Genomic DNA, 16,096 nt, shown 5'->3' with positions numbered 1-16,096 from the left:
GGCGGGCGCCTCCCGGGCCGACAGGCCGTGCGGCCTGTCACGGCCCGCCCCGGCCGCCGGTGCCGTGCTCCGGCCCGGCGGGCCCGTACCTGCTCGGGGCGTCCGGTGTCCGGCGCTGCAGCCGCCCGGCACGGGTCGGCGGGCCCGCCCGCACTCGAAGCATCCGTAGCGCACCCGGCGGTACGGGAACGCGTCATCCACCGGCCCCCGGCAGGCACCGTGCGGGCCGCCGCCCGCCCGGCCCGGCGGCGCCCGGCCCCGGGGGCCGATCAGCACCGCCTCCACCAGCACCGCCTTCTCCCGGCACCGGGCGGCCCCGCAGCAGCCCCCGGAGGCTCTCCGGAGCAGCCGGACAACCGGGACCCGGCGGGGCCGGAGAACCGGGCGGTGCTCCGAGGAGGCCCCGGGCCTTGCCGGATCCGGCGGTTCCCGCGCCGGGCGATCCGGCCGCGGACACGGGATTCAGGGGCTTCCCCGATCCCCGAAAACCGGCCGTCAGTAAACTGTCACCACCTGTTCCCCTGCATTTACGCAGGCCGGACGCTTGAGTGACGCGGGCCGGGCACAGGGGCGTCGCGCGGGGCGTTCTCGTCGTACGGGCACACGAGCGGGCGGTCAGTGAACGACGGGGGTGGGGGCAGGCATGTCCGAGCGCGAGCGGTCGGACCGGCGGGTGGCGGCGACCGCACCGTCGGCACCGCCCTCCTCCCGGCTCCCGGGCACCCCGTCCGGTGGTGACCTCCCCGAACTGCTCGCCTTAGTGGGACGCCTCCTGGAGGCCCACTCCCCGGACGACATCGCCGTACTGCTGCGCGAGGAACTCGACCGCCGGGAGATCGAGGCGTACGCGACGGGCTGGCGGGACGCCGCCGCCGAGTACGGCCCCGCGCTGGCGGAGGCGCTGGCCGCGGCCAGGCCGCTGAGGCTCGTCGACCGCACCCCGGGACAGGCCGCCGTCATCCCCTTCCCGCAGGACGCCCGGGACGCGCCGGGCCCGGGCCCCGGCAGCGGGGACGCGGCGGAGGTCGGTGGCGCGGAGCGGGAGTCGCCCCGGGGGAGGTCGCGCCGGGCCCGCCGGACCGGCGGCGGTACGGCGGACCGGGACGGCGGCGAGGCGGAAGCGCCCGCCACCGGCCGCGACGAGGGCACGGGGTATCCGGACGAACCGGGGGAGCCCCGGCCGAGGCCCGGCTTCATGACCAAGAGCCGGAAGTCGAAGGTGCCCACGATCCCCCGGCTCGGCGGGGGTGGCCGCAGGACGCCGCGGGGCGACACCCCGCCGCCCGGCGGCCCGCCCGCCGACGACCTGGGCCGCCCCGGGCCGTAGCCCGCCCCCGGCGGGGCTCCGCCCCGCGTAGCCGCCCGTCCTGCCGCGGCCCCGGTCCGCGGGAGCGCGAGCGGCCCGCTCTCCGGCCCCGGGGCGGCCCGGCCCGCCGGATTCCGGCGCTCCTGCCGCAGGGCGGGTAGTCGCGGGCCCGCCCCGCCTTCCACCGCACAGCCCCATGGCCGCCCCGCCCCGGGGGACCCGAACGGGGATGTGCGGGCGGTTCCGCGGGGGGTCCGGCCGCGTGGGCATTTGTTTTGACCCAGCTCCGTGCGATAGGTACGCTCAGACCTTGTGCCTGGGGTGTGCCTGGGCTCTTGTGCGTGTCCTCAACCGCATACGAGCCCTCCGTACGGCCACCGCAATCTGCGCCCTCTCCGCTCAGCGGAGGAGCCCCGCAGCTTCGACACACCCGACCGCGTGGGTCGGTGACGTTCCAGGTTAGTTTCACGAACGGCACACAGAAACCGGAGAAGTAGTGCCTACGATCCAGCAGTTGGTCCGCAAGGGCCGGCAGGACAAGGTCGAGAAGAACAAGACGCCCGCGCTCGAGGGTTCCCCCCAGCGCCGGGGCGTCTGCACGCGTGTGTTCACGACCACCCCGAAGAAGCCGAACTCGGCCCTCCGTAAGGTCGCGCGTGTGCGTCTGACCTCTGGTATCGAGGTCACGGCCTACATCCCGGGTGAGGGACACAACCTGCAGGAGCACTCCATCGTGCTCGTGCGTGGTGGCCGTGTGAAGGACCTGCCGGGTGTTCGCTACAAGATCATCCGCGGCTCCCTTGACACCCAGGGTGTCAAGAACCGCAAGCAGGCCCGCAGCCGCTACGGCGCCAAGAAGGAGAAGTAAGAATGCCTCGTAAGGGCCCCGCCCCGAAGCGCCCGGTCATCATCGACCCGGTCTACGGCTCTCCTCTGGTGACGTCGCTCATCAACAAGATCCTGCTGAACGGCAAGCGCTCCACCGCCGAGCGGATCGTCTACGGCGCCATGGAGGGTCTCCGTGAGAAGACCGGCGCCGACCCGGTCATCACGCTGAAGCGTGCTCTGGAGAACGTCAAGCCGTCCCTGGAGGTCAAGTCCCGCCGTGTCGGTGGTGCGACCTACCAGGTGCCGATCGAGGTCAAGCCCGGTCGCGCCTCCACCCTCGCGCTGCGCTGGGTCGTCGGCTACTCCCGCGCCCGTCGCGAGAAGACCATGACCGAGCGCCTCATGAACGAGCTGCTGGACGCCTCGAACGGCCTCGGCGCTTCGGTCAAGAAGCGTGAGGACACGCACAAGATGGCCGAGTCCAACAAGGCCTTCGCGCACTACCGCTGGTAGTCGCTACCCCCATCGAGACCGAGAGAAGACTGAGCCATATGGCCACCACTTCGCTTGACCTGGCCAAGGTCCGCAACATTGGGATCATGGCCCACATCGACGCGGGCAAGACGACGACCACCGAGCGCATCCTGTTTTACACCGGTGTGAGCTACAAGATCGGTGAGGTCCACGACGGCGCTGCCACGATGGACTGGATGGAGCAGGAGCAGGAGCGCGGCATCACGATTACGTCGGCCGCGACGACCTGCCACTGGCCGCTCGAGGACGTCGATCACACGATCAACATCATCGACACCCCGGGCCACGTCGACTTCACCGTCGAGGTGGAGCGTTCGCTCCGCGTCCTCGACGGCGCCGTGACCGTCTTCGACGGTGTCGCCGGTGTCGAGCCGCAGTCCGAGACCGTCTGGCGTCAGGCGGACCGCTACGGCGTGCCGCGTATCTGCTTCGTCAACAAGCTCGACCGCACCGGTGCCGAGTTCCACCGCTGCGTCGACATGATCAGCGACCGCCTGGGCGCGACGCCGATCGTGATGCAGCTCCCGATCGGCGCCGAGGCCGACTTCAAGGGCGTCGTCGACCTGGTCACCATGAAGGCGTTCGTCTGGTCCGCCGAGGCGACCAAGGGCGAGATGTACGACATCGTCGACATCCCGGCCACCCACACCGAGGCTGCCGAGGAGTACCGCGGCAAGCTTCTGGAGACCGTGGCCGAGAACGACGACGAGCTGATGGAGCTGTACCTGAACGGCGAAGAGCCGTCGGTGGAGCAGCTCTACGCGGCGATCCGTCGTATCACCATCGCCTCCGGCAAGTCCAAGGACATCACGGTCACCCCGGTGTTCTGTGGCACCGCGTTCAAGAACAAGGGCGTTCAGCCCCTGCTCGACGCGGTCGTGCGCTACCTGCCCTCCCCCCTGGACGTCGAGGCCATCGAGGGCCACGACGTGAAGGACGCGGAGCTGGTCGTCAAGCGCAAGCCGTCCGACGACGAGCCGCTGTCGGCGCTGGCGTTCAAGATCATGAGCGACCCGCACCTCGGCAAGCTCACGTTCGTGCGCGTCTACTCCGGCCGTCTGGAGTCCGGCACCGCCGTGCTGAACTCCGTGAAGGGCCGCAAGGAGCGCATCGGCAAGATCTACCGCATGCACGCCAACAAGCGTGAGGAGATCGAGTCGGTGGGCGCCGGCGACATCGTCGCCGTCATGGGCCTGAAGCAGACCACCACCGGTGAGACGCTCGCGGACGAGAAGAACCCGGTGATCCTGGAGTCCATGGACTTCCCGGCGCCGGTCATCGAGGTCGCGATCGAGCCCAAGTCCAAGGGCGACCAGGAGAAGCTGGGTGTCGCCATCCAGCGCCTGGCGGAGGAGGACCCCTCCTTCCAGGTCCACACCAACGAGGAGACCGGCCAGACCGTCATCGGCGGTATGGGCGAGCTTCACCTCGAGGTGCTGGTCGACCGGATGCGGCGCGAGTTCAAGGTCGAGGCCAACGTCGGCAAGCCGCAGGTCGCGTACCGCGAGACGATCCGCAAGGCCGTCGAGCGCGTGGACTACACCCACAAGAAGCAGACCGGTGGTACCGGTCAGTTCGCCAAGGTGCAGATCGCGATCGAGCCGATCGAGGGCGGCGACGCCTCGTACGAGTTCGTGAACAAGGTCACCGGTGGCCGCATCCCCAAGGAGTACATCCCCTCGGTGGACGCGGGTGCGCAGGAGGCCATGCAGTTCGGCATCCTGGCGGGCTACGAGATGACGGGTGTCCGTATCACCCTCATCGACGGTGCCTACCACGAGGTCGACTCCTCCGAGCTCGCCTTCAAGATCGCCGGTTCGCAGGCGTTCAAGGAGGCCGCGCGCAAGGCCAGCCCCGTGCTGCTCGAGCCGATGATGGCCGTCGAGGTCACCACGCCCGAGGACTACATGGGCGATGTCATCGGTGACATCAACTCCCGCCGTGGCCAGATTCAGGCCATGGAGGAGCGGGCCGGTGCCCGGGTCGTCAAGGGCCTGGTGCCGCTCTCGGAGATGTTCGGCTACGTCGGCGACCTCCGCAGCAAGACGTCGGGTCGCGCGAGCTACTCGATGCAGTTCGACTCCTACGCCGAGGTTCCCCGGAACGTCGCCGAGGAGATCATCGCGAAGGCCAAGGGCGAGTAACTCACCCGAGTCAACGCTTTAGGCTTGTTCCCGGAGCTCTCGGGGCATTTCCCGCCGAACCGGTGGGAAATACCCCGGGCCCCGGTATCCCAGCAAAGATCACCTGGCGCCGATGAGTAAGGCGTACAGAACCACTCCACAGGAGGACCCCAGTGGCGAAGGCGAAGTTCGAGCGGACTAAGCCGCACGTCAACATCGGCACCATCGGTCACATCGACCACGGTAAGACGACCCTCACGGCCGCCATTACCAAGGTGCTGCACGACAAGTACCCGGACCTGAACGAGGCCTCGGCCTTCGACCAGATCGACAAGGCGCCGGAAGAGCGCCAGCGCGGTATCACCATCTCCATCGCGCACGTCGAGTACCAGACGGAGTCGCGTCACTACGCGCACGTCGACTGCCCGGGTCACGCGGACTACATCAAGAACATGATCACCGGTGCGGCGCAGATGGACGGCGCCATCCTCGTGGTCGCCGCCACCGACGGCCCGATGCCGCAGACCAAGGAGCACGTGCTCCTGGCCCGCCAGGTCGGCGTTCCGTACATCGTCGTCGCCCTGAACAAGGCCGACATGGTGGACGACGAGGAGATCCTGGAGCTCGTCGAGCTCGAGGTCCGTGAGCTCCTCTCCGAGTACGAGTTCCCGGGCGACGACCTGCCGGTCGTCAAGGTCTCGGCGCTCAAGGCGCTCGAGGGCGACGCCGAGTGGGGCGAGTCCGTGCTCAAGCTGATGGAGGCCGTGGACGAGGCCATCCCGCAGCCCGAGCGTGACGTCGACAAGCCGTTCCTCATGCCGATCGAGGACGTCTTCACGATCACCGGTCGTGGCACCGTCGTCACCGGCCGTATCGAGCGTGGTGTCCTCAAGGTCAACGAGACCGTCGACATCGTCGGCATCAAGACCGAGAAGACCACCACCACGGTCACCGGCATCGAGATGTTCCGCAAGCTGCTCGACGAGGGCCAGGCCGGTGAGAACGTCGGTCTGCTCCTCCGTGGCATCAAGCGCGAGGACGTCGAGCGCGGCCAGGTCATCATCAAGCCCGGTTCGGTCACGCCGCACACCGAGTTCGAGGCCCAGGCCTACATCCTGTCGAAGGACGAGGGTGGCCGTCACACCCCGTTCTTCAACAACTACCGCCCGCAGTTCTACTTCCGTACCACGGACGTGACCGGCGTCGTGACCCTCCCCGAGGGCACCGAGATGGTCATGCCGGGCGACAACACCACCATGTCCGTCGAGCTGATCCAGCCCGTCGCCATGGAGGAGGGCCTCAAGTTCGCCATCCGTGAGGGTGGCCGGACCGTCGGCGCCGGCCAGGTTATCAAGATCACGAAGTAAGTGATCCGACCTGGTAGCTCCTGAACGAGCTGCACAGAAGAGGCCCCGCACCGGAAGGTGCGGGGCCTTTTCGCTGTGCGGCGGGCAGTAACGGGCGGGTGAGGGGTCCGGCCCGCGGGCCGGGGTACCCCCGGGATCAGCGCGCGTTCGCCGGGACGGCGCTCGTGGTGCCGACCGGGCGCATCACCCAGGGCTGGGCCGCCGCGTCGATACCGACCGCCGCCACCGACGAGCCCGCCACCACCAGGCACGGGGAGTCGAGGGAGCCGGGGCGCCGGATCCCCCCGGCGCGGCCGACGAGCTGTACCCGGCCCGTCCGGTCGCGGCCCACCAGCACCGGAGTGCCCGCCGGGGCCGCGGCGCCCACCGGGCCGTATCCGTCCATACCGGTTACCGCGCGTACCGGGACCGCCGGATGCTCCGGACCCCCGTACCCGGCGCCCGTGGTGCCCGTGGGCTCGGTGGTGCCGTCGGGGTGCGGGTCGCCGAGGGTGACGGAGACCAGCCGGGCGGAGGCGGGCCTGCGGTAGTAGAGCGCGATCCGCCCGGCCGGCAGGGGTACGGCGGTGACCTCGTCGCCCGGGGTCGGCAGCGCGCTGCCGTCGCCCGGCCGGAAGGTGACCGGGCCGCCCGGCTCGTCCTGGGTCCAGTGGTGCACCCCGCGCCGGGCCGCCGCGAAGACGTGCACCCGGCCCCGGGTGTCGGCGACGGCCGACAGACCGTCCTGGACGTCCGAGCCGCCGAGGTCGTGCCAGGGGCCCCAGGAACCGTCGGCCGCCCGGACCCGGCAGCTGATGCCCTTGTCCGCGTTGCGTACGAACAGATGCACCCGCCCGTCACCGCCGGTCACCGCGGTCGGCACGCCGATCCGGCGGCTGCGGTCGTCGGTGTGCTCCGGGCTGCCGAGCCCGTGCCAGGCGCGGAAGGCGCCGCCGGGGGCGCGCTGCTCCAGCAGGACGATCTCGCGCCGGTTCTCCGCGCCGCGCCCCCCGATCGCGGCGAACCGCAGCCCGAACAGCAGCAGCCTTCCGTCGGGGAGAACCGTCTGCCCCAGTACGGGGGCGAGCGGGCCGCCGCCGAGATCGGCGGGCTCCGTCCAGCGGCGGCTGCCCGGCGCGGTCTCGCGCCAGCGCACCGCGCGCAGCCCCAGAACGCCGTAGGCCGCGAGCCGGCCGTCCTTCTCGGCGACCGCGGCCGGCCGCGGCCCCGGGTAGCGGTGGTGGGTGGAGCGGACCCAGCCCTTCTTGTTCCGCAGCGGCCGGACACCGCCGACCGCGTAGTCGCCGCAGCCGGACGGATTCCCGCAGGCCCAGTCCGGGTCGCCGCCGTAGGGCACGAGATGGGCCGCCTTCTCCCGCAGCACCTGCGGCGGCAGGTTCTTGGGCCAGTGCCGGTTGTAGTAGCCGCGGAAGGACGTGGCCACGAAGCCCGGCACCCGGCCGCCGCCGTCGGTGGCGTCCCGCACCCAGCGGACCATCGCGGCCCAGCTGAAGCAGGCGGCGGCGGTGTGGTCACCGTGGTCGGAGTAGCCGGGCTGCTCCGAGTCCTTCCGCCGGGTCTTCTCGTCGCTGTGCTGGATGTCGGGGTCCGGGTCCAGGGTCTGCACGACCGTCGGCCGGTACTGCTCCATCAGCCCCACGAGGACGTCGATCAGCCCGTCGTAGGTGTACGGGGAGCTGCGGCGCAGCGGCGAGTCCGCGGGCACCACGCTCTGTACGCCGATACCCCCGCGGTCCTTCCAGAGCCCGGGCAGCGCATTGCGCCGGCGCCGGGTGTGCATCGGCAGGTTGAGGAAGACCAGCTCGACCCGGCGGTCGCCGTTGGTGAGGGTGTTGATCTCGGCCTGCCGGTCGCCGCGCAGCGCGGCCACCCCCTTGGTCCAGGGGGTGAACTTGTCGAGGCCGAGCAGGGTGGCGTACGCCTGCCGCAGCCCCTGGTGGCGGGCGGAGGCATAGGCGGGCCGGTCGGCGACGGCCGGGGCGTCGGAGCCCGGTATCACGTTCCGGCCGTTGTGCTCGCCCGCGGTGACGTACACGCAGACCAGGGGGACACCGGCGGCGAGCATCTGCTGGGTGTCAGGGTTCATGAAGTACAGGTCGTCGTCCGGGTGGGCGAGGATCTGCATCAGCTGGGCCCGGCGGGTGCCCGCTATCGGCATCCCGGGCGCCGGGTCGGCGGTCGGTACGGAGCCCGGGCCGGGCGGCATCGAGCAGCCCGCGGCCGCCGCGCCCACCCCGGCGAGCACCGACAGCGCGGCGACCACCGTACGCCGCCGGGGCCGGCGCTCCCGGCCGGTTGCGCCCGGATCCGGGGCGTCACCGGGACGCACCGGGGCAGGGGTGGGTGCTGCATGCATGTTGTTCCGCTCCGTCCGCTCCCCGGCAGCGGGCAGGCTGCCCCCGTGGGCGTGCTGAATACCGTTCCGGCGATGTGTTCGATCAGGCGAAAGGGCTGGTCGGACCGCTCCCGCGATCATCTAGACGGATAATCGTGAGTCGAGGTTGCCCGGGGCAGGCGTATTCCGCGACTTTTGTTGCGCCGGGGGTGTTCTATGCGCTACGGGCAGAGCCCGGCGGGCCCGCACGCAACAGCGCCGCACCGGCTCCGGCCGGTGCGGCGCTGCGGGGTTGCGAAGGCGGGGTCAGTCCCCGGGCTCGTACTCCTCGATGAACAGTTCCTCGGCGCTGGTCACCGTGAGCACCCGGTCCCACCAGACATCGAGCACATCGAGGTCGGAGCAGTCGGCGATCCGCTCCCGGTGGTCGTCGGCGACGGGGAGTCCGCGCTTCTCCAGCACACTGAGGATCAGCCGGGAGCGCTCCTCCGCCTGCCCCGCGGCGACGCCCTTCAGGAACGACTTCTCCAGCATGGTTCCCCGGCCGGGGAAGTACGTGCCTACGGCCATCAGATTCCTCTAGTGAGCCCCGGCCGGGGTGTCCCCCAGGCCGATTTCCAGCAGTTCGGTGAAGTAGTCACCGGATTCGCCGTCGGCTGCGGCGGATCCGAGCGCGGAGGCCAGCGCCTCCAGTATGGCGTTGGTGTCCGGGTGGGCGGTATGGGTCAACGCGGAGAGGGTGGCGAGCGCGAGATGCTTCCGCGCCTCCTGCGGGCTGGTGATCACCGGCAGGTTCTCCGGCCCCAGGACCATGGGCCGGGTACTGAGCGCGGTCCAGCCCTCCACTCCGGTGGTGAAGGGTCCCGCCGCCCAGCGCGCGGTGGCCCGGTCCCGGCAGACGACCAGCAGCAGTGCCGGTATCCGGTGCTTCGCCGCCAGATAGGCGAGGTAGTACGTCCAGCTCGCGGCCTTGTCCGGATCGCGCCGGCTCTGCGCCTCGACGGCCAGCAGAAACCGCTCGCCGTCGGACGACTCGACCCTCAGCAGGCTGTCGACCCGGCGCTCCAGCGGCCGGATCTCGGTGACATCGCCCGTAAGAACCTCGACGGAGGTTTTCTCGGGCAAGGGGACGCTCAGCGCCCGGAAAACCGGGGCGAGCAGTTCGGGTCGCTCCTGGAAGATCCGGTGTGCGGCCTCATGGGAGGAAGTGACCATGACGGGGACGCTAGGGCCATCCGGGTCGTATATTCATGCCGCATGGTGCATCTTCATGCGAACGGGTGATCGTCGGCCGGACTGTTGACGGAGGCGGAGGTGGAGGCGGAGGTGGAGTCGGGGTTGCCGGTCGCGGGGCCCGCCAGGTCCAGTGCCGCCAGAACCCCGTAGTGGTCGGAGAGATGGAGACCGTCCGGAGCCGGGACGGTGCCGGTGAGCGCGGCCCGGGCCGCCGTCGGGCGGCCGCGGAGCAGGACCCGGTCCAGCCGGCCCGGGAGCCCGGTCAGGGAGCCGACGGCGGCCAGCGGATTGGTCCGCGGGTCGAAGGTCGGGGCACCGGGATCCCCCGGGGTACGGGTACGGGCCTCCGGCCAGGCGTCGCGCAGGCCCAGGGCATCGGCGGGCAGCGCGGTGGGGTCGTTGAAGTCGCCGGTCAGGACCACATCGCCCGGGACGGCCGCCAGGGCGGCGCCGACCGCATCCAGCTCGGTACGCCGCCGGGCCGCGGCGCCGGGGGAGTGGTCGCTGGTCAGATGGGTGGTGGCGACGGTCAGCGGGCCGTCGGCGGTCTCCACGACCACGGCCAGCAGCGCCTTGTGCGCGCCCAGGACCTGCCGGGCCGCCTCGCGCACCGGCAGCCTGCTCAGCACCAGCAGGCCGTACGCGGCGGACTCGCGGCGCCCCGGAGCCATCGTCCAGCCCTCGTCCCGCAGCAGGTCGTACAGCGGCCCCTCGACCTCCTGGAGGGTGATCACATCGGCGTCGGCGGCCCGCAGCGCGGCCGCCAGCAGTGGGCGGCGGCGGGCGGTCGCGATGTGTTCGGCGTCGTACCGGTCCCAGAGGGTGTTCCAGGTCAGTACCCGCAGGCCGGGCCGGGCCGGGGCCTCTGCGGCGGGCCCTTCCCGGAAGGTCACCGGCTCGAACAGCGGCGGCAGCAGCCGCCGCGGCGCGCGGGCCCGGCCGGCGTCCGTACGGTCCAGACGATCGGTGCCGGTGGCCCGGTCCCAGACCCGTTCCCCGTCGGCCTCGAAGAACAGGATCCGGTGCCAGGGGATGTCCCCGTCCGGTACGAAGGAGGTCAGCGGGGTGCGCCCGGGTTCGCCGCCACGCCGGGCGATCCCGACGGTGAAGCGGGCCGGGTCGAACCGGGTGTCCCACCGGAGCCGGTGGTAGATCTGCTCACTCGTCCGCATCCGGACCTCCATGGATGTAGCCGTCGGTGTCCCCGACCGTCCCGTCCGCGCCGATCCACCGGGTCCGGTGCGCCTCCCCGGGGTACGGGGGCGTGAACCGGCGCAGCTGGCGTTCGAGGACCGCGGGCGGTACCGGATGCTCCCGCGTCCCGTTCCGCCGGACCAGTTCGGCCGGGTCGGCCAGCATCACGGCATGGGTGACCAGCGCGGAGTGCCGGGCCGCGACGGCCCGGACCGGCGCCCGCTGCCGCCGGTCCAGCGAGGTGGCGTCCCAGACGACGGTGCCGCCCTCCGCGAGGGCCGCGTCCAGTCGGTCCAGGGCGCGCCGCAGGATCTCGCCGTTGGACCGCTGGTCGGTACGGGAGCCGTTCTCCTCGCGCAGCGCGTCGAGGGAGATCCGCCGGTCGGCCCGGACCGTACGGGCGTAGGTGCTCTTGCCGCTGCCCGCCGGGCCGCAGAGCTGGACCAGCTCGGGGAAACGGCCGTCGCGCCAGCGCCAGGTCGCCGCCGTCGCCCCCTCGGGTCCCGCGATCCCGCCCCGGGCGTACGCCTCCCGGGCCTCCGCCCGGCAGCGGTCCGCCGCCCGCGGCGGGAGGCCGTCGAAACGCCACGACTCCCAGGGCGCGGGCGTCTCGAACAGCCCGGCGTCCTCGGCGTGCAGCGCCGACCACTCGGTCTGCTCCCGGGCCTCCGCGGTCGGCGCGAGGGCGGCGGCGACCGTGTGCAGGACCCGCGGGTCGGCCGCGTACGCCAGCCGGACCAGGCCGCCGCGGCGCTCCCCGTCTGGGAACGGCCGGTGCAGCCTCGGATACAGCCCCACCAGGTCGGCGGTGCGGCGGGCGGTGCGCATCCCGGTGGCCGGGGCGATCAGCCCGGCGAGCCGGCCGCGCGGGACGGCGTGCAGCAGCAGCCCGAGGGCGGCGGTCAGCCGCTCGTCCCCGAGCAGCCCGAGCCCTTCGGCGGGGGCGGGATCGCCGAGCGGGTACGGGGTGACAGGCGTGACCGGGCCGCCGCCGGGGACGGCCGCCCGGGAAGGGGTGCCGCCGGCGCCCGCCGGATCCGCCGGGCCGAGCCCCGCGGCCGCCGCCAGCTCCGCCGCGGACACCGGGGCACCGGACCGTACGTCCCACAGGGCCGCTCCCGGCGCCCGCACGTTCGGGACCACGGCGGAGTACATCCAGTGGCGGTCGGTGCGGACATGCCGGGGCCGTACCCACTTGGCGACCCGCCACCCGAAGTCCGCGGCGTCGAAGCCGTCGGCGGTCCGGACCACATAGCCCTCCTGCCGGGCGGTGTCGATCCGCAGCCCGCGCAGCGCCCGCTCGTCGTACACACCGCGCCAGAGCACCCGCGGCACGGGGATGCCGAGGCCGCGCAGAAAGGCGGCCGTACGGTCCCAGGGCAGGCAGCGGCCGCGGTCGTCCCAGACGGAGAAGCCGTAGAAGAAGGCGTCGAGGCCGGAGTAGGCGAGGGAGTGCCGGGCGTACAGGTTCTCGCCGCAGATCCGCCAGCCCGCCGGGACCGCCGGGCCGATCCGCCCCTGGAGGGCCTTCACCCAGGTCCGGGAGGGGTGGTGGCCGGAGTCGGGGGAGCGGGCGTGCAGCCCGTCCCGGTACAGCGTGGTGTTCTCGCCGTCCAGCTTCTCGGTGACGACGATCTCGCGCCCGGTGAGGGCCGCCGGTCCCGTGTTCCGTACGTCGTCCGGGGTCGCGCCCGGTGACCAGGGCAGATGCGGGGTGCGTGGATAGTGCGTACGCATGAGGAGCCCCCCGGCCGGTGATGTGGCCGCCCACTGTAGGAACCGGAAGGGGTGGGGTTCGAACGAATTACCCCCCGGGCCCTTTCGCGGGCCGCCCCGGGCGGAGGTGAGGCCTCCGGATGCCTCCGGTAGCCGCGGCGGCTCGCCGGGGTCCGCCGAGGTTTGACATGGGAAGCTCGCGGGGTACGCTCTTCGGCTCGATTGGCCAGGGCCCTGCCCCGTATGGCAGACTATCCGGGTTGCTCGGTTGAGTGCCGATGCTGCGCGCCTCCCGCCGGGAGGACCGGAAGCGAGTCCCACAGTACTCGTCGTCCCAACTGCCCCAAGGCCCGTCAGGGCCGTACGGCAGCGCTGGGACGGACGTACGGGAATCTTCCGGGAAGTGTCAGCGGGGTACCGGCCAGGCACCCGGTGGGTGGTTCTCCCCCGGCACGCGGGCCGAGCCCGCACCCCCTTGGTTGGGATGTCCCCTGGGACATCTGCGTAGAGGGAGTGCGACACGCCCGACCGCGGGGGTCGGAGAGAGCCTTAACAGCCCATCGGGTTCCAGAGCGTTACAAAGAGACAGGACTACTGAGTAGCCATGGCGGGACAGAAGATCCGCATCCGGCTCAAGGCCTACGACCACGAGGTCATCGACTCTTCGGCGAAGAAGATCGTCGAGACGGTGACCCGTACTGGTGCGTCGGTCGCGGGCCCGGTGCCGCTGCCCACTGAGAAGAACGTGTACTGCGTCATCAAGTCGCCGCACAAGTACAAGGACTCGCGCGAGCACTTCGAGATGCGTACGCACAAGCGCCTGATCGACATCCTCGACCCGACGCCCAAGACCGTTGACTCGCTGATGCGCCTGGACCTTCCGGCCGGCGTTGACATCGAGATCAAGCTCTGAGAGGCGCGGAAGAGATGGCAAAGCAGATCAAGGGCGTCCTGGGCGAGAAGCTCGGCATGACCCAGGTCTGGGACGACAACAACCGTGTCGTCCCGGTGACCGTCGTCAAGGCCGGGCCCTGTGTCGTTACCCAGGTCCGTACGAATGACCGTGACGGCTACGAGTCGGTCCAGATCGCCTTCGGCGAGATCGACCCGCGCAAGGTGAACAAGCCCCTCAAGGGCCACTTCGCCAAGGCCGACGTGACCCCCCGCCGCCACCTGGTGGAGCTCCGTACCTCCGACGCCGCCGAGTACACGCTCGGCCAGGAGATCACGGCCGAGGTGTTCGAGTCCGGCGTCAAGGTCGACGTCACGGGCAAGAGCAAGGGCAAGGGCTTCGCCGGTGTCATGAAGCGTCACAACTTCAAGGGCCTCGGCGCCGGTCACGGCACCCAGCGCAAGCACCGCTCGCCCGGTTCCATCGGTGGCTGCGCCACCCCGGGCCGTGTGTTCAAGGGCCTCCGCATGGCGGGCCGCATGGGCAACGAGCGCGTCACCACCCAGAACCTGACCGTTCACGCCGTTGACGCGGAGAAGGGCCTGCTCCTCATCAAGGGCGCGGTTCCTGGTCCGAACGGCGGCCTCGTCCTGGTCCGCACCGCGGCCAAGGGGGCCTAAGGGACTATGAGCACCATTGACATTCTGTCGCCCGCCGGCGACAAGACCGGGACCGTCGAGCTCCCGGCCGAGATCTTCGACGCCAAGGTCAGCATCCCGCTGATCCACCAGGTCGTCGTCGCGCAGCTCGCCGCTGCCCGCCAGGGCACGCACAAGGTGAAGACGCGTGGCGAGGTCCGTGGTGGTGGCAAGAAGCCCTACCGCCAGAAGGGCACCGGCCGCGCCCGTCAGGGTTCGACCCGCGCCCCGCAGTTCGCCGGCGGTGGCGTCGTCCACGGCCCCGTGCCGCGTGACTACTCGCAGCGGACCCCGAAGAAGATGAAGGCCGCCGCCCTCCGCGGTGCCCTCACCGACCGGGCCCGCCACTCCCGCATTCACGTCGTCTCCGGCGTGATCGAGGGTGCGACCTCCACCAAGGCCGCCAAGACGCTGTTCGGCAAGATCTCGGAGCGGAAGAACCTGCTCCTGGTCGTCGAGCGCTCCGACGAGGCCGCGTGGCTGTCCGCCCGCAACCTGCCCCAGGTGCACATCCTGGAGCCGGGCCAGCTGAACACGTACGACGTGCTCGTCTCCGACGACGTGGTCTTCACCCAGGCCGCTTTCGAGTCCTTCGTGTCCGGGCCCGCCAAGGCCGTCGAGACCGAAGGGAGCGACGCCTGATGTCCGAGAACACCACGGCTGTCGTCACCAGCAAGACCTTCACGGACCCGCGCGACCTCCTGGTCAAGCCGGTTGTCTCCGAGAAGAGCTACGCGCTGCTGGACGAGAACAAGTACACGTTCGTCGTCGACCCGCGCGCCAACAAGACCCAGATCAAGCAGGCCGTCGAGGCGGTCTTCTCGGTCAAGGTCACCGGGGTCAACACGATCAACCGCCAGGGCAAGCGCAAGCGCACCCGCACCGGTTTCGGCAAGCGCGCCAACACCAAGCGCGCCATCGTGACCCTCGCCGAGGGCGACCGCATCGACATCTTCGGCGGCCCCACCTCCTGACGGAGGTAGGGACGTCCAGATAGTCCGGATTCTTCCGAGGACTGAGAGACAATGGGTATCCGCAAGTACAAGCCGACGACCCCGGGCCGTCGTGGCTCCAGCGTCGCCGACTTCGTCGAGATCACGCGGTCCACGCCGGAGAAGTCGCTGGTCCGCCCCCTGCACAGCAAGGGCGGCCGTAACAACACCGGTCGTGTGACCGTCCGCCACCAGGGCGGTGGCCACAAGCGCGCCTACCGAGTGATCGACTTCCGTCGTCACGACAAGGACGGCGTGCCGGCGAAGGTCGCGCACATCGAGTACGACCCGAACCGCACCGCGCGCATCGCGCTGCTCCACTACGCGGACGGCGAGAAGCGCTACATCATCGCCCCCCGTGGCCTGAACCAGGGCGACCGGATCGAGAACGGTCCGGGCGCCGACATCAAGCCCGGCAACAACCTGGCGCTGCGCAACATCCCGGTCGGTACGACCATCCACGCCATCGAGCTGCGGCCCGGCGGCGGCGCGAAGTTCGCCCGCTCCGCGGGTGCCTCCGTGCAGCTGCTGGCGAAGGAGGGGGCCATGGCCCACCTCCGGATGCCGTCCGGTGAGATCCGCCTGGTCGACGTCCGCTGCCGCGCCACCATCGGCGAGGTCGGCAACGCCGAGCAGTCGAACATCAACTGGGGCAAGGCCGGCCGTATGCGCTGGAAGGGCGTTCGCCCGACCGTCCGCGGTGTCGCGATGAACCCGGTTGACCACCCGCACGGTGGTGGTGAGGGCAAGACCTCCGGTGGTCGCCACCCGGTCAGCCCGTGGGGTCAGAAGGAGGGTCGTACTCGTTCTCCCAAGAAGGCGAGCAACAAGTACATCGTCCGCCGCCGCAAGACGAACAAGAAGCGCTAGGAGCG

General features: G+C 71.1%; 15 protein-coding genes. 10 read left to right on the top strand and 5 right to left on the bottom strand.

Features of this window, described 5'->3' with window-relative positions:
* The first annotated feature begins 643 nt into the window (after positions 1–643).
* The 5 genes from ACWDR0_RS08770 to tuf all read left to right on the top strand — a co-directional run bounded on the left by ACWDR0_RS08770 (position 644) and on the right by tuf (position 6,158).
* Entirely contained in the window at positions 644–1,327 is a 684-nt protein-coding gene (locus ACWDR0_RS08770) for a hypothetical protein (RefSeq protein WP_456350925.1), read from the top strand.
* A gap of 475 nt (positions 1,328–1,802) precedes the next feature.
* Positions 1,803–2,174: a 30S ribosomal protein S12 gene (gene rpsL / locus ACWDR0_RS08765; protein WP_003948652.1), complete on the top strand. Its 372-nt coding sequence runs from the start codon at positions 1,803–1,805 to the stop codon at positions 2,172–2,174.
* A gap of 2 nt (positions 2,175–2,176) precedes the next feature.
* Positions 2,177–2,647, top strand: a complete 471-nt coding sequence (gene rpsG / locus ACWDR0_RS08760; RefSeq protein ID WP_006347241.1) for a 30S ribosomal protein S7 — start codon at positions 2,177–2,179, stop codon at positions 2,645–2,647.
* Positions 2,648–2,685: 38 nt separating this feature from the next.
* On the top strand, positions 2,686–4,812 hold the full coding sequence (gene fusA / locus ACWDR0_RS08755) for an elongation factor G (protein WP_456350924.1): 2,127 nt from the start codon (positions 2,686–2,688) through the stop codon (positions 4,810–4,812).
* Between the two features lie 152 nt (positions 4,813–4,964).
* A complete protein-coding gene (tuf, locus tag ACWDR0_RS08750; RefSeq protein WP_456350923.1) occupies positions 4,965–6,158 on the top strand; it encodes an elongation factor Tu in 1,194 nt (397 codons plus the stop codon).
* A gap of 136 nt (positions 6,159–6,294) precedes the next feature.
* Here the strand turns inward: tuf and ACWDR0_RS08745 are convergent, their stop codons facing one another.
* From ACWDR0_RS08745 to ACWDR0_RS08725, 5 genes are all read right to left on the bottom strand, one after another.
* Positions 6,295–8,514 carry a PIG-L family deacetylase gene (locus ACWDR0_RS08745; RefSeq protein WP_456350922.1) on the bottom strand — a complete coding sequence of 740 codons (2,220 nt, stop codon included), beginning with the start codon at positions 8,512–8,514 and terminating at the stop codon, positions 6,295–6,297.
* A gap of 285 nt (positions 8,515–8,799) precedes the next feature.
* Positions 8,800–9,063, bottom strand: a complete 264-nt coding sequence (locus ACWDR0_RS08740; protein ID WP_456350921.1) for a hypothetical protein — start codon at positions 9,061–9,063, stop codon at positions 8,800–8,802.
* A gap of 9 nt (positions 9,064–9,072) precedes the next feature.
* On the bottom strand, positions 9,073–9,708 hold the full coding sequence (locus ACWDR0_RS08735; protein WP_456350920.1) for a hypothetical protein: 636 nt from the start codon (positions 9,706–9,708) through the stop codon (positions 9,073–9,075).
* Between the two features lie 53 nt (positions 9,709–9,761).
* A complete protein-coding gene (locus ACWDR0_RS08730; RefSeq protein ID WP_456350919.1) occupies positions 9,762–10,901 on the bottom strand; it encodes an RNA repair domain-containing protein in 1,140 nt (379 codons plus the stop codon).
* Positions 10,888–12,660 carry an RNA ligase family protein gene (locus tag ACWDR0_RS08725; RefSeq protein ID WP_456350918.1) on the bottom strand — a complete coding sequence of 591 codons (1,773 nt, stop codon included), beginning with the start codon at positions 12,658–12,660 and terminating at the stop codon, positions 10,888–10,890. Before ACWDR0_RS08725 ends, ACWDR0_RS08730 begins: the two co-directional genes overlap by 14 nt.
* 583 nt (positions 12,661–13,243) lie before the next feature.
* Here ACWDR0_RS08725 and rpsJ point away from each other — a divergent pair.
* From rpsJ to rplB, 5 genes are read left to right on the top strand one after another with little or no spacing between them, the layout of a single operon-like run.
* Entirely contained in the window at positions 13,244–13,552 is a 309-nt protein-coding gene (rpsJ, locus tag ACWDR0_RS08720) for a 30S ribosomal protein S10 (RefSeq protein WP_003948644.1), read from the top strand.
* Positions 13,553–13,566: 14 nt separating this feature from the next.
* A complete protein-coding gene (rplC, locus tag ACWDR0_RS08715) occupies positions 13,567–14,211 on the top strand; it encodes a 50S ribosomal protein L3 (RefSeq protein ID WP_006347233.1) in 645 nt (214 codons plus the stop codon).
* Between the two features lie 6 nt (positions 14,212–14,217).
* Positions 14,218–14,871, top strand: a complete 654-nt coding sequence (rplD, locus tag ACWDR0_RS08710) for a 50S ribosomal protein L4 (RefSeq protein ID WP_146481837.1) — start codon at positions 14,218–14,220, stop codon at positions 14,869–14,871.
* The gene (gene rplW, locus ACWDR0_RS08705) at positions 14,871–15,203 is read left to right on the top strand and encodes a 50S ribosomal protein L23 (protein ID WP_006347231.1); all 333 of its coding nucleotides are present in this window, start codon (positions 14,871–14,873) and stop codon (positions 15,201–15,203) included. Before rplD ends, rplW begins: the two co-directional genes overlap by 1 nt.
* A 51-nt stretch (positions 15,204–15,254) precedes the next feature.
* Positions 15,255–16,091 (top strand): 50S ribosomal protein L2, encoded by an 837-nt coding sequence (rplB, locus tag ACWDR0_RS08700; protein WP_456350917.1) that lies wholly within the window; start codon positions 15,255–15,257, stop codon positions 16,089–16,091.
* The last annotated feature ends 5 nt before the right edge of the window (positions 16,092–16,096 follow it).

The sequence above is a fragment of the Streptomyces sp. NPDC003691 genome (genome assembly GCF_053981115.1).
This window is presented reverse-complemented; position numbering and strand designations above follow the sequence as displayed.

Excerpts from the sequence above, each read along its gene's own strand:
- ACWDR0_RS08770 (WP_456350925.1), top strand. The coding sequence starts at position 644 with ATGTCCGAGCGCGAGCGGTCGGACCGGCGGGTGGCGGCGACCGCACCG.
- rpsG (WP_006347241.1), top strand. The coding sequence starts at position 2,177 with ATGCCTCGTAAGGGCCCCGCCCCGAAGCGCCCGGTCATCATCGACCCG.
- fusA (WP_456350924.1), top strand. The coding sequence starts at position 2,686 with ATGGCCACCACTTCGCTTGACCTGGCCAAGGTCCGCAACATTGGGATC.
- ACWDR0_RS08745 (WP_456350922.1), bottom strand. The coding sequence starts at position 8,514 with ATGCATGCAGCACCCACCCCTGCCCCGGTGCGTCCCGGTGACGCCCCG.
- ACWDR0_RS08740 (WP_456350921.1), bottom strand. The coding sequence starts at position 9,063 with ATGGCCGTAGGCACGTACTTCCCCGGCCGGGGAACCATGCTGGAGAAG.
- ACWDR0_RS08735 (WP_456350920.1), bottom strand. The coding sequence starts at position 9,708 with ATGGTCACTTCCTCCCATGAGGCCGCACACCGGATCTTCCAGGAGCGA.
- ACWDR0_RS08730 (WP_456350919.1), bottom strand. The coding sequence starts at position 10,901 with ATGCGGACGAGTGAGCAGATCTACCACCGGCTCCGGTGGGACACCCGG.
- ACWDR0_RS08725 (WP_456350918.1), bottom strand. The coding sequence starts at position 12,660 with ATGCGTACGCACTATCCACGCACCCCGCATCTGCCCTGGTCACCGGGC.
- rpsJ (WP_003948644.1), top strand. The coding sequence starts at position 13,244 with ATGGCGGGACAGAAGATCCGCATCCGGCTCAAGGCCTACGACCACGAG.
- rplC (WP_006347233.1), top strand. The coding sequence starts at position 13,567 with ATGGCAAAGCAGATCAAGGGCGTCCTGGGCGAGAAGCTCGGCATGACC.
- rplD (WP_146481837.1), top strand. The coding sequence starts at position 14,218 with ATGAGCACCATTGACATTCTGTCGCCCGCCGGCGACAAGACCGGGACC.
- rplW (WP_006347231.1), top strand. The coding sequence starts at position 14,871 with ATGTCCGAGAACACCACGGCTGTCGTCACCAGCAAGACCTTCACGGAC.
- rplB (WP_456350917.1), top strand. The coding sequence starts at position 15,255 with ATGGGTATCCGCAAGTACAAGCCGACGACCCCGGGCCGTCGTGGCTCC.